Source organism: Streptomyces sp. NPDC002817 (assembly GCF_053592055.1).
In genome coordinates, this window is sequence record NZ_JBSFUY010000015.1 from 81,803 (window position 1) to 100,734 (window position 18,932).

General features: G+C 71.4%; 18 protein-coding genes. 4 read left to right on the forward strand and 14 right to left on the reverse strand.

The genetic code is table 11. The annotated features are described in order from the left end of the window. Positions 1-245 precede the first annotated feature (245 nt). Positions 246-749 (reverse strand): redox-sensitive transcriptional activator SoxR, encoded by a 504-nt coding sequence (gene soxR / locus ACWD3I_RS26455; protein WP_365406413.1) that lies wholly within the window; start codon positions 747-749, stop codon positions 246-248. 91 nt (positions 750-840) lie between these two features. Between soxR and ACWD3I_RS26460 the strand changes: the two genes are divergently transcribed. After that, positions 841-1,302, forward strand: a complete 462-nt coding sequence (locus ACWD3I_RS26460; RefSeq protein ID WP_365406417.1) for a MaoC family dehydratase — start codon at positions 841-843, stop codon at positions 1,300-1,302. 4 nt (positions 1,303-1,306) lie between these two features. On the opposite strand, the gene ACWD3I_RS26465 is transcribed toward ACWD3I_RS26460, so the two are convergent. The 3 genes from ACWD3I_RS26465 to ACWD3I_RS26475 form a co-directional block, all read right to left on the reverse strand. After that, a complete protein-coding gene (locus ACWD3I_RS26465; RefSeq protein WP_365406421.1) occupies positions 1,307-1,933 on the reverse strand; it encodes a TetR/AcrR family transcriptional regulator in 627 nt (208 codons plus the stop codon). Between the two features lie 70 nt (positions 1,934-2,003). Then, positions 2,004-2,249: a YiaA/YiaB family inner membrane protein gene (locus ACWD3I_RS26470; protein ID WP_365406424.1), complete on the reverse strand. Its 246-nt coding sequence runs from the start codon at positions 2,247-2,249 to the stop codon at positions 2,004-2,006. Positions 2,250-2,310: 61 nt separating this feature from the next. Next, positions 2,311-3,462, reverse strand: coding sequence for an acyl-CoA dehydrogenase family protein (locus tag ACWD3I_RS26475; protein ID WP_365406525.1), 1,152 nt, complete (start codon positions 3,460-3,462; stop codon positions 2,311-2,313). A gap of 78 nt (positions 3,463-3,540) precedes the next feature. Here ACWD3I_RS26475 and ACWD3I_RS26480 point away from each other — a divergent pair, with 78 nt between their 5' ends. The 3 genes from ACWD3I_RS26480 (at position 3,541) to ACWD3I_RS26490 (ending at position 5,990) form a co-directional block, all read left to right on the forward strand. Further along, positions 3,541-4,182: a TetR/AcrR family transcriptional regulator gene (locus ACWD3I_RS26480; protein WP_365406427.1), complete on the forward strand. Its 642-nt coding sequence runs from the start codon at positions 3,541-3,543 to the stop codon at positions 4,180-4,182. A gap of 34 nt (positions 4,183-4,216) precedes the next feature. Further along, positions 4,217-4,939 carry an ArsR/SmtB family transcription factor gene (locus ACWD3I_RS26485; RefSeq protein WP_365406430.1) on the forward strand — a complete coding sequence of 241 codons (723 nt, stop codon included), beginning with the start codon at positions 4,217-4,219 and terminating at the stop codon, positions 4,937-4,939. A 136-nt stretch (positions 4,940-5,075) separates the two neighbouring features. Continuing rightward, positions 5,076-5,990, forward strand: a complete 915-nt coding sequence (locus tag ACWD3I_RS26490) for a DMT family transporter (RefSeq protein WP_451084194.1) — start codon at positions 5,076-5,078, stop codon at positions 5,988-5,990. On the opposite strand, the gene ACWD3I_RS26495 is transcribed toward ACWD3I_RS26490, so the two are convergent. From ACWD3I_RS26495 to ACWD3I_RS26540, 10 genes are all read right to left on the reverse strand, one after another. After that, a complete protein-coding gene (locus ACWD3I_RS26495; protein WP_365406436.1) occupies positions 5,982-7,304 on the reverse strand; it encodes an MFS transporter in 1,323 nt (440 codons plus the stop codon). The two genes, ACWD3I_RS26490 and ACWD3I_RS26495, sit on opposite strands and share 9 nt — an antisense overlap. Before the next feature lie 166 nt (positions 7,305-7,470). Then, entirely contained in the window at positions 7,471-8,550 is a 1,080-nt protein-coding gene (locus ACWD3I_RS26500; RefSeq protein ID WP_365406439.1) for a Zn-dependent alcohol dehydrogenase, read from the reverse strand. Positions 8,551-8,561: 11 nt separating this feature from the next. Next, positions 8,562-9,950, reverse strand: coding sequence for an aldehyde dehydrogenase family protein (locus tag ACWD3I_RS26505; RefSeq protein ID WP_365406442.1), 1,389 nt, complete (start codon positions 9,948-9,950; stop codon positions 8,562-8,564). A 106-nt stretch (positions 9,951-10,056) separates the two neighbouring features. Further along, on the reverse strand, positions 10,057-10,500 hold the full coding sequence (locus ACWD3I_RS26510) for a DUF3574 domain-containing protein (RefSeq protein ID WP_365406445.1): 444 nt from the start codon (positions 10,498-10,500) through the stop codon (positions 10,057-10,059). Positions 10,501-10,608: 108 nt separating this feature from the next. Beyond that, on the reverse strand, positions 10,609-11,949 hold the full coding sequence (locus tag ACWD3I_RS26515) for an ABC transporter ATP-binding protein (protein ID WP_365406448.1): 1,341 nt from the start codon (positions 11,947-11,949) through the stop codon (positions 10,609-10,611). A 172-nt stretch (positions 11,950-12,121) separates the two neighbouring features. Continuing rightward, positions 12,122-12,937 (reverse strand): class F sortase, encoded by an 816-nt coding sequence (locus ACWD3I_RS26520; RefSeq protein WP_365406451.1) that lies wholly within the window; start codon positions 12,935-12,937, stop codon positions 12,122-12,124. Positions 12,938-12,995: 58 nt separating this feature from the next. Continuing rightward, on the reverse strand, positions 12,996-13,628 hold the full coding sequence (locus ACWD3I_RS26525; RefSeq protein WP_365406454.1) for a hypothetical protein: 633 nt from the start codon (positions 13,626-13,628) through the stop codon (positions 12,996-12,998). A 101-nt stretch (positions 13,629-13,729) separates the two neighbouring features. Further along, a complete protein-coding gene (locus ACWD3I_RS26530) occupies positions 13,730-14,962 on the reverse strand; it encodes an MFS transporter (protein WP_365406457.1) in 1,233 nt (410 codons plus the stop codon). 81 nt (positions 14,963-15,043) lie between these two features. Beyond that, a complete protein-coding gene (locus ACWD3I_RS26535) occupies positions 15,044-16,462 on the reverse strand; it encodes a CitMHS family transporter (RefSeq protein ID WP_266894532.1) in 1,419 nt (472 codons plus the stop codon). A gap of 139 nt (positions 16,463-16,601) precedes the next feature. Further along, positions 16,602-18,839, reverse strand: a complete 2,238-nt coding sequence (locus ACWD3I_RS26540; RefSeq protein WP_365406460.1) for a molybdopterin oxidoreductase family protein — start codon at positions 18,837-18,839, stop codon at positions 16,602-16,604. Between the last annotated feature and the right edge of the window lie 93 nt (positions 18,840-18,932).

Genomic DNA, 18,932 nt, shown 5'->3' on the forward strand with positions numbered 1-18,932 from the left:
CGATGCGTCGGTGCGGGTGCATCCCGACTGAGGACGGTCCGCCAGCGCGGGGTACGTCCCGCCTGGGGACGATGCGTCGGTGCGGGTGCATCCCGACTGAGGACGGTCCGCCAGCGCCGGGTACGTCCCGCCTGGGGACGATGCGTCGGTGCGGGTGCATCCCGGCTGAGGACGGTGCGCCAGCGCGGGGTGCGTGCCGGCTGGGGAGGGTGCGTCGGTGCGGGGTGCGTCCTGGCTTGTGTTCGTCAGAAGCAGCTGTCCGCGTCCTCCTGCTGTGCCCTGCTCGCGTTCCTCGATCGTTCGACCAGCAGCCTCGAGCCCGACTGGCGTTGGCCGAACGCGTCGTCGGGGTTGGACAGGACGCAGGTGTCCAGGGAGAGGCAACCGCAGCCGATGCAGTCGGTGAGGTGGTCTCGGAGGCGGTTGAGCTGCTTGATGCGTTCGTCCAGCTCGGAGCGCCAGGCCTCGGAGAGGCGGGCCCAGTCCTCTCGGGTGGGCGTGCGCTCCTCGGGGAGTTCGGCCAGGGCCTCGCGGATCGTGGCGAGGGGGATGCCCACGCGTTGGGCGGCTCGGACGAAGGCGACCCGGCGGAGGGCGTCGCGGTGGTAGCGGCGTTGGTTGCCGGTGGTGCGGCGGCTGGTGATCAAGCCCTTTGACTCGTAGAAGTGCAGGGCGGAGACGGCGGCGCCGCTGCGGGCGGCGAGCTGGCCGACCGTGAGTTCGTGGATCTTCTCGGGAATCTGGGGCACCCCTCGAAGCCTACCCATGCCTCCGTTGACACGGGCCCTGCGGCCGACCATGCTAAGCAGTCGCTTAGAGTTCGGGACGAGGAGGCGGGACATGGCAGAGCCGAGGGTGTTCGCAGGGGCCGACGAGCTGAAGGCCGCGGTGGGTGAGCAGCTGGGATACACCGAGTGGCTGGAGGTCGATCAGAAGCGGATCGACCTTTTCGCCGAGGCCACCGGCGATCACCAGTGGATCCATGTCGACCCCGAGAAGGCCGCCGCCGGGCCGTTCGGGACCACCATCGCGCACGGGTATCTGACCCTGTCGCTGCTGCCGCTGTTCGGGCCGCAGCTGATCACGGTCGAGAACGTGAAGATGGGGGTCAACTACGGCACCAACAAGGTGCGGTTCCCCGCGCCCGTGCCGGTCGGCTCGCGACTGCGGGCCACCGCAACGATCACCGGGGTCGACGACGTCGCCGGTGGCGTCCAGGTCACCGTCGCCTTCAGCGTCGAGCGCGAGGGTGGCGACAAGCCGGTGTGTGTCGCCGAGTCGGTGTCGCGCTACTACCTCTGAGCGGCTACTTCGCCGCTCCCACCATCCGCAGTACGAGGTCGGCGTAGAGCGCGCCGACCTCGTCGGGCGTCATGGGGCCGTCGACGGTGAACCAGCGGGCCACGTCGATGCAGAGGGAGAGGACGGCGAGGGTCGTGCCCTTGACGTCCAGGACGTCGAACTCGCCGGATGTCACGCCGTCCTCGATGATGCCGCGCACCTCGGCGTCGCACTGGCGGCGCAGGGCGAGGATCTCGGCGCGGGCGTCCGGACCGAGGGAGTCCAGTTCGTACTGGACGACCCTGGCCGTGGTACGGCCGCCCGCGTGCCAGCGGACGAAGGAGCTGACCGCGTCCGCGAGGCGGTCGGTCGCGGTGCCCTCTCGGCGGCCCGCGGTCCGGAGGATCTCCAGGGCCTTGGCGTGGCCGATCCTGCTGATGCGGTGGAGCAGCTCTTCCTTGGTCTTGTAGTGGATGTAGAGGGCTGCAGGGCTCATGCCCGCGCGGCCCGCGATGTCCCGGGTCGTCGTGGCGTGGTACCCGCGCTCGGCGAAGGCCTCCACCGCGGCGACCAGCAGCCTCCGTGCCGCGTCGGGCGTGACCTCGCCCCACGCCTGCGTCTCGCCGCCGGCCGTGTCCTCCGCCGTACCCATCGCTTGCCCCTCTCCACTGACAGAGGCACCACCATACCGCCGAAGCTGAGCGAGCGCTTAGCCTGGCCGCTCAGAGCTTTTCGAACGGGCTGTATGCGCGGGTCTGGGCGTCCTGCCGGTCCCGGATGACCTTGGCCAGGGTGAAGGCGGAGGTGACCAGGTACAGGACGGCGATCGCGAAGAAGGCCCGCACCCAGGCGTCGGCGTTCAGCTTGAAGATGCCGATCGCCGTGGCGGCCATGGCGACGGCGAAGGACGCGACCGCCTGGCCGTAGAAGGCGGCGGTGTTCTGGGGCTTGCCCGATGTGTCACTCATGGGTCGAGTGTGGGCGGGCGGGGGGGCGGGCCACATCCGTCGAGATACTCAGGTCCCGTACTCAGAAGGCCGAGACCCCGGTCAGCGCGCGGCCGATGACCAGTTTCTGGATCTGGCTGGTGCCCTCGTAGAGGGTCATCACGCGGGCGTCGCGGAGCAGTTTGCCCGCCGGGTACTCGTCGATGTAGCCGTAGCCGCCGAAGACCTGGAGGGCGTTGTTGGCGGCTCGGACCGCGGCTTCCGAGGCGAACAGCTTGGCCTTGGACGACTCGGTGGTGAAGGGCTCGCCCCGGTCGATCAGGTCGGCGACCCGCCACGTCAGCAGTCGGGCCGCGTCGACGTCCACGGCTATGTCGCTGATCAGTTCCTGGACCAGCTGGTGGTGGGCGATCGTCCTGCCGAACTGTTCGCGTTCGCCGGCGTACTTCACCGCCGCGTCCAGGGCCGCCTGCGCCAGGCCCACGCAGCCCGCGGCCACCGACATCCGGCCCTTGGCGAGCGCCGACATCGCGACCGAGAAGCCCTTGCCCTCGGGAGCGAGCATCGCGGTCGCGGGGACCCGTACGTCCTCCAGGACCAGTTCGGCGGTCGTCTGGCCGCGCAGGCCGAGCTTGCCGTGGATGGTGCGGCGGCTCAGTCCGGGGGTGTCGGTGGGGATCAGGAAGGCGGAGACGCCCTTGTGGCCGGGGGCGTCCGTGGAGCGGGCGAAGAGGAGGACGACGTCCGCCCAGGTGCCGTTGGTGATGAACATCTTCGTGCCGTTGATGACGTAGTCGTCGCCGTCGCGCACGGCGCGGGTGACGAGGTTGCCCGCGTCGGAGCCGGTGCCCGGTTCGGTGAGGCCGAAGCAGCCGACGAGCGAGCCGGCGGTGAGACCCGGGAGCCACCGGCGCTTCTGGTCCTCGCTCCCCCACACGGCGATCGTCTTGGCGACCAGGCCGAGGGAGACGGACACGATGCCGCGGACCGACGAGTCGCCGCGTCCCAGCTCCTCCGTGACCAGGCAGTACGCGAGGTGGTCGCCGCCCGAGCCGCCGTACTCCTCGTCGATCGTCAGACCCAGGAAACCGACGTCGCCCAGTTTCTTCACGATCGAGCGGTCGACCTCCTCGGCACGGTCCCAGGCGATGACGTGCGGAGCGATCTCGCGGTCCACGAAGTCCCGGGCGAGCTGCCGTACGGCCTCCTGCTCCTCGCTGAGCCCCAGGTTCACCACGAGATCACCTCACTTGAAAACCGTACATTTAAATTAGCACTGCTAGTTTCTTGTCGCAGCCCTACTATGTGCGCCATGGCCCGACCGCGCAAGCCCCTCCTCAGCACCGACCGGATCGTCGACACGGCACGCGCGCTCGTGGACGCGGAGGGCCTCGCGGCCGTCTCCACACGCCGGCTCGCCGCGGAGCTGGGGGTCAGCGGGCCCTCGCTCTACAACCACTTCCGCACCAAGGACGAGATCCTCGAAGCGGTCGCCGACTCGGTCAGCTCGCAGGTCGACCTGTCGATGTTCGAGGACGGACGGGAGTGGCGGACCGCCCTGCACGACTGGGCCGTGTCCTATCGAGCCGCCCTGCGGGACCACCCGAACATCGTCCCGGTGCTGGCCCAGGGACCCGGGCGCCGGCCCGCCGGCCTGCGGCTCGCGGACGCGGTGTACGGCGCGATGGTCGACGCCGGCTGGCCGCCCGCGCAGGCCACGTCGATCGGTGCGCTGATGCGGTACTTCATCATGGGCTCCGCGCTGGGTTCGTTCGCCGGCGGTTTCGTCGACGACCAGAGCGCGTACGACCCCGCCGACTATCCCCATCTCGGGCAGGCCCATCTGCTGGCCGAGCAGCAGGAGAAGATCGACGAGCGGGCCTTCGAGACCGGGCTCACGGCGCTGCTCGACGGGCTGGTCCAGCAGTACGAGCAGGTCAGGCGGACCGTGTAGCACGCTTCGGTGGGCGCCGAAGTGTCCGAGGCCCATGCTGGGAGGCATGACCTCCAGAGATCCCCAGGCGGCGGAACTGGCCCGGCTGGCCTCGCTCGTCGCCGACGAGACACGGGCCTCCTGTCTGCTGGCGCTGCTCGACGGTCGGGCCTGGACCGCGAGTGAGCTGGCGCGGCATGCCGGGGTTGCCGCGTCGACCCTGAGCGAGCACCTGGGCAAGCTGGTGGCCGGCGGGCTGCTGACCGAGGAGCGGCAAGGGCGGCATCGGTACGTCCGGCTCGCGGACGCGCGGGTGGCTCAGCTGGTCGAGGAACTCGCCTCCCATGTGGCACCGGGTTCCGTCGTACGGCCGCGGAATCTGCGCGAGTCGAGTGCCGGGTCGGCGATGGCGCGGGGGCGCACGTGCTACGACCACCTCGCGGGGCGGCTCGGGATCGCGGTGACGGATGCGCTGACCTCCTGTGAACTGCTGCGCCAGGACACGGGGTTCGCGCTGACGGAAGCCGGGTTGAAGTGGTTCGGCGAGGTCGGCATCGCCCTCGACCGCAAGGGACGGCGGCCGCTGGCCCGGGCTTGCCTCGACTGGACCGAGCGGAGGCCTCATCTCGCGGGAGTCGCGGGTGCGGCCCTGTGTCGGCATGCGCTGGACACGGGGTGGTGCGTACGCATCGGCTCCGAGAGGGCGGTGAAGGTGACAGGGGCGGGCGAGAAGGCGCTGGCCGAACTGCTGGGCATCTCGGCAACAGCGTTGCGCTGACCCACCCAGGGGCGCGGGGCTGTATCCATTTGCGGCTCCGCCGCGTGGGCGCGACCAGCCCCCGCACACCCGCAGACACACACCGTCCGAAAGCCGCGAGCTCTTCTTCGAAACCCTTCCTAGCCTCAGGAGCATGATGAACCCCCGCCGCCCCGACCTCCTCGCAGCCGGCGCCGCCCTGGTGACCGTGGTCCTCTGGGCCTCCGCCTTCGTCTCCATCCGGAGCGCCGGCACCGAGTACTCACCGGGCGCCCTGGCTCTCGGGCGACTGCTGGCGGGAGTCGTGACGCTGGGCGCCATCTGTGTCGTACGACGGGAAGGGTTGCCGGCCCGGGCCGCGTGGCCCGGCATCCTGGTCTCCGGCCTCCTGTGGTTCGGCTTCTACATGGTCGCCCTGAACTGGGGCGAGCAGCAGGTGGACGCCGGGACCGCCGCGCTCGTCGTGAACATCGGCCCGATCCTGATCGCCCTGCTCGGCGCACGGATACTCGGCGACGCCCTGCCGCCGAGGCTGCTCGCGGGGATGGCCGTGTCGTTCGCGGGAGCGGTCGCGGTGGGGCTGTCCATGTCGGGTGAGGGCAAGTCGTCCGTGCTCGGCGTCGCGCTGTGTCTGCTCGCCGCGGTCGCGTACGCCGGCGGTGTCGTGGCGCAGAAGCCCGCTCTCGGTTCGGCGAGCGCACTGCAGGTGACCACGTACGGCTGTCTCGTCGGGGCCGTGGTCTGTCTGCCGTTCGCGGGGCAGCTGGTCCACGAGGTGGCTGACGCGCCCGTGTCGGCGACCCTCAACATGGTCTATCTGGGCGTCTTCCCGACCGCGCTCGCCTTCACGACCTGGGCCTATGCGCTGGCCCGCACCACGGCCGGACGTATGGGCGCCACCACCTACGCCGTGCCCGCGCTCGTCGTGCTGATGTCCTGGCTGGCGCTCGGCGAGGTGCCGGGGCTGCTCACCCTGGCGGGCGGGGTGCTGTGTCTCGCCGGTGTCGCGGTCTCCCGTTCGCGGGCCGCGGCCGCTGGGCCACGGCCCGCGAAGGCCACCGAATCAGCGTGAACGCGCCCGGTCCGCAAGGACCTTGATGGAGATCAGGGCGATCACCGAGAGCGCGATGATGTAGGCGGACACCGACATCGACGTGCCCGTCGTCTCCAGCAGCAGCACCATCAGGAAGGGCGCGAGGCCACCGCCGCAGACCGCCGCTATCTGATAGCCGAGGGAGGCGCCGGTGTAGCGCATCTCCGCCGTGAACAGCTCGGCGAACAGGGCGGCCTGGGGGCCGTACATGATGCTGAGGAAACAGCTGGCGACGAACGTGCCGACCGCCAGCCAGAGCAGCGAGCCGGTGTCGATCAGGAGGAAGAGCGGTATCGCCCACAGGGCGATGCCCACCGCGCCGAGCGTGTAGATCCGGATACGGCCGTAACGGTCGGACAGCGCCGCGGCCGCCGGGATCAGGACGAGCTGGGTGAGGCTGACGCAGAGGGAGACCGTGAGGACCGCGCTCTTCTTCATGTCCAGTTCGCGGGTCGTGTAGTCGAGGACGCCGGTGATGAGGATGTAGAAGGTCGCGGTGTTCACGGCGAAGGAGCCGCCGGCCAGGAGGACCGTGCCGAGGTGGTCGCGCAGGATCGTGCGCAGCGGGGAGCTCTGCTGCGACTTCTCCTTCTCGGCCAACGCCTTTTCCGCGTCGCGGAATTCGGGGGTCTCCTCGACCTTGGCGTGGATGTACCAGGCGAGGCCGAGCACGAACAGGCCGATGAGGAAGGGCACTCGCCAGCCCCAGGCCGCGAACTGGGTGTCCGTGGTGAAGGCGCCCGCCAGCAGGAAGACCGTGTTGGCGGTCACGACGCCGATGGGGACGCCGAGTTGGACGACGCTGCCGTAGATGCCGCGCTTGCCCTCGGGGGCGTACTCGGTGGCCAGCAGCATCGCGCCGCCCCACTGCGCGCCGACGGCGATGCCTTGGAGGACGCGGAGGGTCACGAGGAGGATGGGCGCGGCGACGCCGATCGTCTCGTACGTCGGCAGGAGACCGATGCCCGTGGTCGCCAGGCCCATGAGCGCGAGCGCGAGGACCAGCATCGGTTTGCGGCCGCGCTTGTCGCCGAGCTGGCCGGCGACGATGCCGCCGATCGGACGGGCGAGGAAGCCGACCGCGAAGGTCGCGAAGGAGGCGAGGACTCCGGCGGTGGAGCTGCCCGCCGGGAAGTACAGGTCGCCGAGGACGAGGGCGGCCGCGATGCCGAAGACGAAGTAGTCGTACCACTCGACGGCTGAGGCGAGCGCGGCCGCCGTGGCGACGCGGCGACGGTTGACCGTGGGGAGGGCGGTCGGGGTGATGGGCTGAGCGGAGGGGGCCATGTCCATGCGGTGCACACTCCGATGGGTGCGGTGGGGACGTTGGCGGCGAACATACTAACCGGACGGTATGGAGGCAATGGTTGTGCCGGAAGGTTGCCCGGAGCACTCAGGGGGCCCGTGGGCATGCCGCCGGCCCCGGCCTCCCATGAGGTCGGGGCCGGCACATGGGGCTCTAGAAGACGACCAGCGCCCTGCCGCCCTTGCCCGCCAGCATGTTCTCGAAGGCCGCCGGGATGCCGTCCAGGGCGATCCGCTCCGTCACCAGCGCGCCCAGGTCCAGACGGCCCGCGCGGACGTGCTCGGCGAGCACCGGGAGATCCTCCGCCGGGTTCGAGTTGCCGTAGACGCAGCCGGAGAGGGTGCGGCCCCAGTGGAAGATCTCCAGGGCGTTGAAGGTGACCTGCTGGTCCTTGCCGCCGATACCGACGACCGTCGTACGGCCGCCGCGGCGGGTGGAGTCCCAGGCGGTGCGGATCGTCGTCGCGCGGCCGACGCACTCGACGGCGACGTCGACGCCCTGCTTGCCGGTCAGGCCGCGGATCTCGCGGGCCGTGTTCTCCGAGGCGACGACGTAGTCGGTGGCGCCGGCCTCGCGGGCCAACTCCTCCTTCGCCGGGGAGACATCGACCGCGACGATCTTCGCGGCGCCCGCGATCCGGGCCGCCTGGAGAGCGGCGAGGCCCACTCCCCCGACGCCGTACACCGCGACCGTCTCGCCCTCGCGGACCCGTGCCGAGTGGTGGACGGCGCCGTACCCGGTGAGGACCGCGCAGCCCAGGAGGGCCGCGTCCGTGAGGGGGATGCCCTCGGGGAGCGGCAGGACGCAGGAGGCCGGGACGACCGTCTCCTCGGCGAACGCGGCGACGTTCAGGCCGGGGTGGAGGTCGGTGCCGTCGGCGGTGCGGGCGTAGACGTCCGCCGCGCCGTTGAGCGCGTTGGCGCACAGCCAGACCTCGCCGAGCGAGCAGGCGTGGCAACTGCCGCAGGACGGAGCCCAGTTGAGGACGACCTCGGTGCCGGGCGCCACGCCCGTGACGCCCTCGCCGACGGCGACCACCGTGCCCGCGCCCTCGTGGCCGAGGACGGCCGGGACCGGCACCCGCATCGTGCCGTTGGACAGGGACAGGTCGGAGTGGCAGACGCCGGCTGCGGCGAGGCGGACGCGGACCTGGCCGGTACCGGGGTCCGGGAGCTCGATGTCGGTGACCTCCAGAGGAGCGCCCACGGCGGGAAGGACTGCTGCGCGAACCACGTGAAGGCTCCTCAGAACTGCAGGGACTTGGTCTGGAGATATTCGGCGAGACCGTGCGAGCCGAGCTCGCGGCCGACGCCGGACTGCTTGTAACCGCCGAACGGGGCAAGGGGGTTGAAGCGGCCGCCGTTGATGTCGACCTGGCCGGTGTCCATCCGGCGCGCGAAGGCCACCGCCTCCGCCTCCTCGCCGGCCCAGACGGCACCCGCGAGGCCGTACACCGTGCCGTTGGCGATGCGCAGGGCGTCCTCCTCGTCCTCGTAGCGCAGGATCGACAGGACCGGGCCGAAGATCTCCTCCTGCGCGATCGTCATGTCGGGCGTGACGTCGGCGAAGACCGTGGGCGACACGAAGCAGCCCTGCTCACGCGGGGATTCGGGGCCACCGGCGACGAGTCGCGCGCCCTCGGCGACGCCCTTCTCGATGTAACTCCGCACGCGGGCCTGCTGCTTGGCGTTGACGACCGGGCCGATGCGCTCGCCGTACTTGGCGGCGGCGGTGGCGGCGAGTTCGACCGCCTCCTCGTACTGCTCCCGGTGCACGAGCATCCGCGTCCAGGCGCTGCACGTCTGACCGGAGTTGGACATCACGTTGGCGACGCCGACGTTGACCGCCTTGGCGAGGTCGGCGCTCGGCAGGATCACGTTGGCGGACTTGCCGCCGAGTTCCAGGGCGACCTTCTTGATCGCGGCACCGGCCGTCGCGCCGATCCGCCTGCCGACGGCCGTGGAGCCGGTGAAGGAGACCAGGTCGACGTCCGGGTGCTCGGCGAGGGCCTGTCCCGCGACCGGACCGAGGCCGGTGACGAGATTGAAGACGCCGGCCGGTACGCCGGCCTCCTGGACCGCCTCGGCGAAGAGCTGGGCGACGAGCGGGGTGTCCTCGGCGGGCTTCAGGACGACCGTGCAGCCCGCCGCCAGCGCCGGGGCGACCTTGGCGACGATCTGGTGCAGCGGGTAGTTCCAGGGCGTGATCGCGCCCACCACACCGATCGGCTCCTGGCGGACGATCGAGTTGCCGACCTGCTCCTCGAAGGCGTACGTCGCCGCCAGCTCGGCGTACGAGCCCGCGACCGCGAGGGGGACGGCGGCGTGGACGTTCTCGGAGAACTTCAGGGGCGAGCCCAGCTCGGCGGTGACCGTCTCGGCGATCTCGCCCTTGCGGGCCACCAGGACGTCCCGGAGGGCGGCCAGGCGGGCGGCCCGCTCGGCCGGTGCCGTCGCGGCCCAGGCCGGGAGAGCGGCACGGGCGGCCCGTACGGCGGTGTCGACGTCCTCGGCGGTGCCGGCCGGGACCCGGCCGATCACCTGCTCGTCGACCGGGTTCACGACCTCGATCGCGTCCCGGCCGGCGGCGGGCCGCCACTCGCCGTCGATGTACATGCCGTCGTGTGCCTTCATCGTGCTTCCTCCCGGCGGGGCCGTGTCGTCGTCCGGCTCAGTCCGGTTCATAAACTAGCGGCGATAGTTTTCGCGCGCCAGACGCCCCGGTACGTGACTCATGCCATCAGAAGTCGACCCGGGCCCTGTCGTCCACCCTCCCCACGGACTCCTGGCCGAAAGCCTTCTCGTACGCCCGCCGGATCTCCTCGATCTTCCGGTCGCTCGCCCCCGCCTGCGCGACCGGGTAGAGCAGGATCAGTTCGTAGGACCGCTCCTTCTCGATCGTCCCGCCGGCGTCCCGCCACTGCCCGCGGCCGGTCTGCACCGTGAGGCCGTCCGGGAAGTCGGGCGTGACCTCCTTGTCGACGAAGCTCATGAACTGCTTGTCGGTGACCGCCGGGCCGCCGTCGGGCCGCTCGGTGCCGAAGAGGAGCGAGGTCTCGATGTACGGCTCCCCGCGCTGCGGTGTCCCGTCGTCGAGGGTGGCGTACGCGGTGGGAGCGCCGACGGCGAGCAGGAGACCGACGGCGGTGAGGACGGCCCGGGTCCGGGTGAATTGCACGTTCATGTGCCCATGCCTAGCGGGCCTCGCTCCCCGGGATCGGGGAGCCGCGCCGGACGGGGCGGATGCGGGGCCTGTCCGGCGGAACAGCCGACGGGACCGCGCTCTTTCCGCTCACTCCTCCAGGTCCGGCAGCCGGGCCGGGGCCGGGCAGACGCGTTCGCCGTGCTGGTCGAAGACGAAGAGATGGGCGAGGTCGACGAGAAGGGGGACCTGCATGCCTTGGCGGAAGTCGATGTCGGGGGTGGTGCGGACGATCAGGTCACCGGGGAGGCGGCCGTCCGGGGGTGTCACGGGGGCGCTGTCCCTCGGCTCGTCGAGGACGACCACCGGACCCGCCCGAAGGGTGCCCGCGCGTTCCCTGAGCCGGCCCAGGACGCGGGGGCCGCCCTCGCGGCGGCGGCGCCGGGTGGGGCGGGCGGCGGGGCGCGGGGCCTCCAGGTCCGGCACGACGGCGGGACTCGAGCCGGTGTTGAAGTGGACGAGGACCTCGTGCCCCTGGAACTCCACGTGCTCCACGAGACCGGTGAGCGCCATCTCGCCCGGTCGCGCGGCGGACGGCTTGGCGATCCGCACCGCCTCCGAGCGCAGGCCCACGATGACCTCCCGGCCCTGCTGGACCCGGAGCAACTGGTGGTCCATGGAGAGCGGTTCGGGCAGACGCAGGAACTGCTTGCCGAGGCTGATGGTCATCGCGCCGCCCAGCGGAGCGCGCACCATGCCGCGCAGGAGGTTGATGCGCGGGGTACCGATGAAGGCGGCGACGAAGACGTTGCGGGGCAGCGCGTACACCGAGCGCGGGGGGCCGACCTGTTGCAGGACGCCGCCGCGCATGACGGCGACCCGGTCGCCGAGGGACATGGCCTCGGACTGGTCGTGGGTGACGTAGATCGTGGTGACGCCCAGCTCGCGGGTGAGTGCGGATATCTCGGCGCGCAGATGGTTGCGGAGTTTCGCGTCGAGGTTGGACAGCGGCTCGTCCATCAGGAACGCGGAGGGGTGGCGGGCGATGGCCCGGCCCATGGCGACGCGCTGGCGTTCGCCGCCGGAGAGCTGGGCGGGGAAGCGGTCCAGGAGCTCCTCGATGCCCAGCATGCGGGCGGTGGCGTCCACGCGGGGGCGCGGGTCGGCGCCGGGGGCCTCGAAGCGCAGCGGGAAGCCGATGTTGTCGCGGCTGGTCATGCTCGGGTACAGGGCGAAGTTCTGGAAGACCATCGCCATGTCCCGGCCGGACGGCGGCAGTTCGTTGGCGTACTCGCCGTCGAGCAGCAACTGGCCCTCGTCGATCTCCTCGAGGCCCGCGATCATCCTGAGCACGGTGGACTTGCCGCAGCCGGAAGGCCCGAGCAGGACGAGGAATTCGCCGGGCTCGATGTCCAGCGACATCCGGTCCACCACGCGGGTGCCCCGGGTGTAACTCTTGCTCACGTCGTGCAACGAGATGGCGCGTGTCATGGCAGGTGTCCCCGAGGGCCGGCTGAGCGCTGATGCCCGGTGGTCGGATGCCCCGCCCGAGTCGAACGGGGCTCGTGGGTCACGGAAGTTAACGGAATGTGCGCGCCGGGGGGAAGAGAATGGGCAGGATCGGACGGTGCCGTCCAGCAGGTGAGAAAACGGACGCTCGCATTCAGCGCCGGGCGGCGGTCGCGGACGGTTCGCGGGTCTCGACGAGGTGGGCGAAGACGACCACGTTGCCCGAGTAGCCGGTCCTGCGGTTGTAGTCGCCGCCGCAGGTGATCAGCCTCAGTTCGGGGCGGCCCCGGTTGCCGTACACCTCGCGGTTGGGGAAGCGGTCCTTCTCGTACGACTTGATGGCGTCGACGGCGTAGACGGCGACCCGTCCGTCGGCGCGCGTCACCTCGACCAGGCGGCCGCGCCGCAGTTCGCCGAGACCGGCGAATACGGCCGGTCCGGTGTCGGTGTCGAGGTGGCCCACGGCGACTGCGGTGCCCTGCTGTCCGGGGGACGGGCCGGCCTCGTACCAGCCGACCCGGTTCGCGTCGTCGTCGGGAGGTGCGGGCAGCCGCCGTTCGCGGTCGAGCCTCAGGCTCATGACCGGGGCGTCGACATCGAGGAAGTCGATGGCGAGACGGGTCGCGCGGGAGCGCGGCAGGGAGCGGGGCCGCGGTGCGGGTGACGAGGGCGGGGCGGCCTTCGGCGGGGACCGCCGCGGCACGGCGGGGCGGTGCGGGGCCGGCTCCCCGGTACGCGGCGGTGCACCCGGACGACGCGGGGCCGGCTCCTGGCTTCGCGGCCGTGTGTCCGGACGCCGCGGGGTCGACACCCCGGTGCCCCGCGGACCCTGTTGCGCGGCCCCCCGGGCGTCGGTCCGGTCCGTGGCGGGCGCTGCCGCCGGGGAGCCGGGCCGGGCGGCCTCGACCGCCCCGCCCGACTCCTCGCCCTGGGTCCACCAGACGCCGCCCGCCACCAGCGAGACGGTCATCACGACCGTTCTCGCCAGGCGGTAGGCGCGCGTCCGGTACCAGGGCCTGCGTCGACGACTACGCGCCATGCGGGCGGCGGCGGAGCCGGAACCACACCACCCCGCCGACCGCGGCCACACCTACGGCCGCGGCGCCGGCGACCGGGGCGAACGCCTCGTCGCGCGCGATGCCGCCGCCACCCGCGGGCGGACCGCCGTGCGGCCCGCCCGGGCCACCGCCGGGACCACCGGGGCCGCCGGGCGGGGTGACGCAGTCGACCTTGAACACCTTGTGCTTGCCCGCGCCCATCCCACCGGTGATGTTCCAGGTGAGCTTGTACTGCCCGTCGGGCAGCGTGTAGTCCAGCGTGTGCCCGGCACCGGTCGGGAGCGCGATCTCACCGGAGAGCGTGGCGCCGTTCGCGACAGGGGGCTGGGTCTCGATGTTCCAGGTGATCTCCTGGCCCCGGTCGAAGTTGGCGGCGTCGATGTAGAACTTGCAGACCTTCGGCTCGTCCCGCGGGTCGCCGTACGGCGTGCGCGCTACGTTTCCGAAGGGCGCCGTGTGGATCTTGACGGTGCCGTTGTCCCCGGGCGCCAGTGGCACGGCACCCGCCGTGGCCATCCCGGACAGCGGGCCGAGCGCGACGGTGAGTGCCGCGAGCGCGGCGGTACGCGCTCCGGCTCGGCGTGCAAGAGACGTGGTGGGCATACAAAGTCCTCCGAGTCAGGTGATTGTCGTACAAATCACACTTCACCTGACTCTCTTTCACATGCCGCCCGCCAAGGGGGGGAACCTCGCCCTACGACCCGTCAGTCATCGCTCTTCCGGCCCAAAGCGACCCCCGGCCGGGAGGGCGCGACAGGCTCCGCGACCGGCCTCGCCGGTGAGCGCAGCGCGACGCCCGAGGAGAGCAGCAACAGCACGCCCAGCATCACGAACGGTGCCGCCACGCCTGTCACGCCCGCGACCAGGCCCGCCGTGGCGGGGGCGGCGACCTGGCCCAGTCGGTTGCCGGTCAGACGCAGCGCGAGGGCCGTGGAGCGGGCGCCGTCGGGGGCCGCCTGGACGACGGTCGTCATGGACAGCGGCTGTCCGACACCGAGGCAGAAGCCGAGTACGGCGAGCATCAGGGCGAGCGCCCACACCGGCACGGGCAGGGCGATCCCCGCGCACAGCAGGGCCGCCAGCAGGCAGGTGACGGTGAGCAGGAGCGAGCGGCCCAGCAGTCGCAGCAGTGGGGTCAGCACCAGTCGGCAGGCGATCGTGGCCGCCGCGCGGAGGCTGAGCAGCAGACCGATGACGGAGGGCGCGATGCCGCGGTGTTCGCCGACCACCGGAAGGTAGGCGGTGAGGATGTCGGTCGCGGACAGCACGGCGAGGCTGACGAAGATGCCGGCGGGCACGCCCCGGGCCCGGAGGATGCGCTGGACGGGGACGCGATCGCCGTGCCCCGCACGGGACTTGGCCGCCGTGTCGCGCCGCTCTATGCGCCACAACGACGTGAGCGCGACCGCGCCGCCCGCCCCCGCCACGATCAGCGCGAGCGCGCTGGTGCCCGCCATGTCCGGGCCGCCGATCAGCGCGCCCGCCGCGACGGGGCCGACCAGTTGGCCGAGGGAGGCTCCGATGGTGAAGTGGCCGAAGTTGCGGTCCTGTTCGTGCGGGGCGGACTGGCGGGCGACGAGGGACTGGGCGCCGATCACGAAGCAGAGGTGGCCGAGGCCCATCACTCCGCTCCACACGGCCATCGCCCAGAGGGAGTCCGCGATGCCGCTCAGCGCGCAGCCGCCGGATATCAGGACCACGCCGACCGGCAGCAGGGGCGCGCACCGGCCGTGGTCGGTGCGGCGCCCCAGCGGGACCGCGGCGAACAGCGGGAGCAGGGCGTAGACCCCCGCGATCACACCGATCGCCCGCTCGTCGGCGCCCAGCGCCAGCGCCCGGTAGGAGACGGCGGGCCGGGCCATCGACACCGCCCCCTGCGCGAAGCTGAAGGCGATGACGAGGCGGAGCAGCCAGCCGCGGTTCCCACCGGGCGCCATGTTCAAGTCCTCCGTTTTCGAGCCCCCCTGTTTCGGAGCCCCTGGTTGAGGTCCACGGGTTCAAGTCCCCCGTGAACCCGGTCAGATGATGCCGAACAGGATCCCCGCCGCCAGGATGAGGAGGCAGGTCAGCGCGGCCCACTTCACCACGAACTTGGTGTGGTCGCCGAACTCGACCTTCGCCATGCCGACGAGGACGTAGACGGCCGGGACGAGCGGGCTCGACATGTGCAGCGGCTGGCCGACGAGGGAGGCGCGGGCCATCTCCAGCGGCGAGACCCCGTGCGCGGCACCGGCCTCGGCAAGGACCGGAAGGACGCCGAAGTAGAAGCCGTCGTTCGACATGAAGTAGGTGAGCGGGAGGCTCAGCAGACCGGTGACGAGGGCCATGTGCGGGCCCATGCCCTCGGGGATGACGTCGACCATCCAGCGGGCCATGTGGTCGACCATGCCGGTGCCCTGGAGGACGCCCGTGAAGACGGCTGCGGCGAAGACCATGCCGGAGACGTTCAGGACGTTGTCGGCGTGGGCGGCGAGCCGGGCCTTCTGGTCAGGAATGTGCGGGAAGTTCACGGTGAGCACGAGCGCGGCGCCGAGGATGAACAGCACCGGGATCGGCAGCCACTCCATGATCATGGAGGTGAGCAGGGTGACGGTGACCAGCGCGTTGAACCAGTAGAGCTTGGGGCGCAGGGTGGCGCGGTTCGGGTCGAGGACCGTGAAACGCTCCTCGTCGTCGTCATCCTCGGCGTCGGTGCCGGAGCCGGAGCCGCCGGTGACCTTCTCGGTGCCGGACGCGCCGGAGCCGGAACCGGCACCCACGAGAACCGTCTCGGACTCCTTCTCCTCGACCTTCTCCTCCACCAGGATCTCGCCCAGCGTCAGCACGCCCAACCGCTTGCGCTCGCGCAGACCCAGGAAGTACGAGAGGACGAAGACACCCAGCAGGCCGACGAGCAGGGCCGGGATCATCGGGACGAAGATGTCGCTGGCGTCGAGCTTGAGCGCGGTGGCGGCGCGGGCGGTCGGGCCGCCCCACGGCAGGGTGTTCATGACGCCGTTGGCCATGGCGGCCACACCGGTCATCACGACCAGGCTCATCTTCAGGCGCTTGTACAGCGGGTACATCGCCGAGACCGTGATCATGAAGGTGGTCGAGCCGTCGCCGTCGAGCGAGACGATCGCGGCGAGGATCGCCGTACCGACCACGATCCGCATCGGGTCGGCCTTGGCGAACTTCAGGATCCCCCGGACGATCGGGTCGAAGAGACCGACATCGATCATCACACCGAAGTAGACGATCGCGAACATGAGCATCGCCGCGGTGGGGGCGAGGCTGGTGACGCCGTCGATGACGTAGTCACCGAGGTGGGCGCCCTTCCCTACGAAGACGCAGAACAGTGCCGGGATCAGCACGAGCGCCGCGATCGGCGACATCTTCTTCATCATGATCAGGACCAGGAAGGTCGCGATCATGGCGAAGCCGAGGATGGTCAGCATGAGTGGATACCTAACGTTCGCCCTTGAACTCCCACCAGGGCCGGCGGTGCGATGGACGTTAGGTCTCTTCAACCAGTGTTAACAAGACGTTGACGTGCGAGCAATAAGCGCAAAACCCCAGGTCACAGCTTTGCGCTGCTCACAGCGCCGCTACGGTGGCCAGTTTTACGGGTACGCCGTTGAGGACCGCGTTGCCTGACAGGGGGTCGAGCAGGCTGCCGTCGAGGAGCTGGTTGACGTTGACGCCGGGGTCCACCGCGGCATGGTTCAGCCGGGTGCCGGGCCGGTTGTGACCCCAGCCGTGCGGCAGGCTCACCACGCCGGGCCGCACGCCGTCCGTGACCTCGACGGGCGCGATCACCTCTCCCCCGGCCCCCTTCACCCGTACGGCCGCCCCGTCCGCCACCCCGAGCCGCTCGGCGTCCTCGGGGTGGATGTGGAGGGTGCAGCGGTTGGTGCCGCCGGTGAGGGCGGGGACGTTGTGCATCCAGCTGTTGTTGGAGCGCAGATGGCGGCGGCCGACGAGGACGAGTCCCTCGGGCCGCTCGGCCAGGGCCTGCCGCAGTCGCGGAAGATCGTCGACGATCGGCTGTGCCAGCAGCTCGACCTTGCCGCTGCGCGTCTTCAGCGGCTGCGGCAGCCGCGACGCGAGCGGCCCGAGGTCGATGCCGTGCGGATGCGCCAGCAGCCGCTCCAGGGTCAGCCCGTCCGGCCGTACGCCGAACCCGTCGCCGTACGGGCCGAGGCGCAGCATCATGTCGAGCCGCCGCTCGGGCCCGCTGACACCGGTGAGCTGCGCGGCGAGCTCCTTCGGGTCGCGGTCGTGCGCCGGGGAGTGCGCCTCCTTGACGGCCTTGCCGAGGGTCTGCCCGATGACCAGGTCGTCGACGGCCGACGGGTCGGCGCCGTGCGTACCGGTCGCGGCGAGGACCAGCCGGGCCAGGATCTCGGTCTCGGCCATCCGGCCGGGCTCCAGGGGGACCGCGGGGCGGTTGTAGCGGACCTGGTTGCGGACGGCGAGGGTGTTGAAGGCGAAGTCGTGGTGCGGGCTCTGGGAGGGCGGGGGCGGCGGCAGTACGACGTCGGCGTGGCGCGAGGTCTCGTTGAGATAGGGGTCGACGCTGACCATGAAGTCGAGCGAGTCGAGCGCCTTGTCGAGCCGGTCGCCGTCGGGCACGGACAGCACCGGGTTGGAGGCCACGGCGATGAGCGCGCGGATCGGCTCGCCCTCGGGCGTGGCGGTGTCGATCTCCTCGGCGAGCGCGGAGATCGGCAGCTCGCCCTTCGCCTCGGGGTACCGGCTCACCCGGGAGTGCCAGCGTCCGAGCGCGAAGCCGTGGCTCGGTCCGGCGGGCCGGGGCGTCCGGTCGGTGGCCGCCTGCGGGAAGAGCGCGCCGCCGGGGCGGTCGAGGTTGCCGGTGAGGATGTTCAGCACGTCGACCAGCCAGCTGGCGAGGGTGCCGTGCGGGACCGTGCAGCTCCCGATGCGGGCGTAGACGGCGGCGGTGGGGGCGGCGGCGAGCTCGCGGGCCAGGGTGCGGATGGTATCGGCGTCGATGTCGCAGGCTCCGGCGACGGCCTCGGGGGTGAAGTCGCCCAGTTCTCGCGGGAGTTCGTCGAGCCCCAGGAGGTGCGGGGCCAGCTCCCCGGTGTCCACGAGGTCTTCCTCGAACAGCACGTACGCCATCGCCGCCAGCAGCAGTGCGTCCGTACCGGGGCGGATCGCGAGGTGGCGGTCGGCGAGCTTGGCGGTGCGGGTGCGGCGGGGGTCGATGACGGTGAGGGTGCCGCCGCGGGCCTTGAGCGCCTTGAGCTTGCCGGGGAAGTCGGGGGCGGTGCACAGACTGCCGTTGGACTCCAGGGGGTTGGCGCCGATCAGCAGCAGATGGTCGGTGTGGTCCAGGTCCGGCACGGGGATCGCGTTGGCGTCTCCGAAGAGCAGCCCGCTGGAGACGTGCTTGGGCATCTGGTCGACCGTGGAGGCGGTGAAGACGCTGCGGGTGCCGAGGCCGGCGAGCAGGACCGGCGGGTAGAGGGCGCCGGCCATGGTGTGGACGTTGGGGTTGCCGAGGACGGCACCCACGGCGTTCGGCCCGTACCGCTCGACGACCGGCCGGATCCCCGCGGCCACCGCGTCGAACGCCTCCTCCCAGGTCGCCTCGCGCAGCTCACCGTCCTTGCGCACGAGCGGGGTGCGCAGCCGGTCGGGGTCTCCGTCGACGGCGCCGAAGGACGCGCCCTTGGGGCAGATGAACCCCTTGCTGAACACGTCGTCCCGGTCACCGCGGGCGCCGGTGACCCGGGTCCCCTCGATGGTGAGCGTCAGGCCGCAGGTGGCCTCGCACAGGGGGCAGATACGCAGAGCGGTGCGGGACACGGGTCCTCCAGGGGCGACGGTGCCTGTTCCGGCGAGGATACCGACCGGTAGGCATGGTGGGGAGGCCCTGCGGGGGGTGAGGTCGTAAAACCG

What these genes read in the sequence shown, in the direction of transcription:
- ACWD3I_RS26460 (WP_365406417.1), top strand. Translation starts at nt 841, where the DNA reads ATGGCAGAGCCGAGGGTGTTCGCAGGGGCCGACGAGCTGAAGGCCGCG.
- ACWD3I_RS26465 (WP_365406421.1), bottom strand. Translation starts at nt 1,933, where the DNA reads ATGGGTACGGCGGAGGACACGGCCGGCGGCGAGACGCAGGCGTGGGGC.
- ACWD3I_RS26470 (WP_365406424.1), bottom strand. Translation starts at nt 2,249, where the DNA reads ATGAGTGACACATCGGGCAAGCCCCAGAACACCGCCGCCTTCTACGGC.
- ACWD3I_RS26480 (WP_365406427.1), top strand. Translation starts at nt 3,541, where the DNA reads ATGGCCCGACCGCGCAAGCCCCTCCTCAGCACCGACCGGATCGTCGAC.
- ACWD3I_RS26485 (WP_365406430.1), top strand. Translation starts at nt 4,217, where the DNA reads ATGCTGGGAGGCATGACCTCCAGAGATCCCCAGGCGGCGGAACTGGCC.
- ACWD3I_RS26490 (WP_451084194.1), top strand. Translation starts at nt 5,076, where the DNA reads ATGAACCCCCGCCGCCCCGACCTCCTCGCAGCCGGCGCCGCCCTGGTG.
- ACWD3I_RS26495 (WP_365406436.1), bottom strand. Translation starts at nt 7,304, where the DNA reads ATGGACATGGCCCCCTCCGCTCAGCCCATCACCCCGACCGCCCTCCCC.
- ACWD3I_RS26505 (WP_365406442.1), bottom strand. Translation starts at nt 9,950, where the DNA reads ATGAAGGCACACGACGGCATGTACATCGACGGCGAGTGGCGGCCCGCC.
- ACWD3I_RS26510 (WP_365406445.1), bottom strand. Translation starts at nt 10,500, where the DNA reads ATGAACGTGCAATTCACCCGGACCCGGGCCGTCCTCACCGCCGTCGGT.
- ACWD3I_RS26515 (WP_365406448.1), bottom strand. Translation starts at nt 11,949, where the DNA reads ATGACACGCGCCATCTCGTTGCACGACGTGAGCAAGAGTTACACCCGG.
- ACWD3I_RS26520 (WP_365406451.1), bottom strand. Translation starts at nt 12,937, where the DNA reads ATGACCGTCTCGCTGGTGGCGGGCGGCGTCTGGTGGACCCAGGGCGAG.
- ACWD3I_RS26525 (WP_365406454.1), bottom strand. Translation starts at nt 13,628, where the DNA reads ATGCCCACCACGTCTCTTGCACGCCGAGCCGGAGCGCGTACCGCCGCG.
- ACWD3I_RS26530 (WP_365406457.1), bottom strand. Translation starts at nt 14,962, where the DNA reads ATGGCGCCCGGTGGGAACCGCGGCTGGCTGCTCCGCCTCGTCATCGCC.
- ACWD3I_RS26535 (WP_266894532.1), bottom strand. Translation starts at nt 16,462, where the DNA reads ATGCTGACCATCCTCGGCTTCGCCATGATCGCGACCTTCCTGGTCCTG.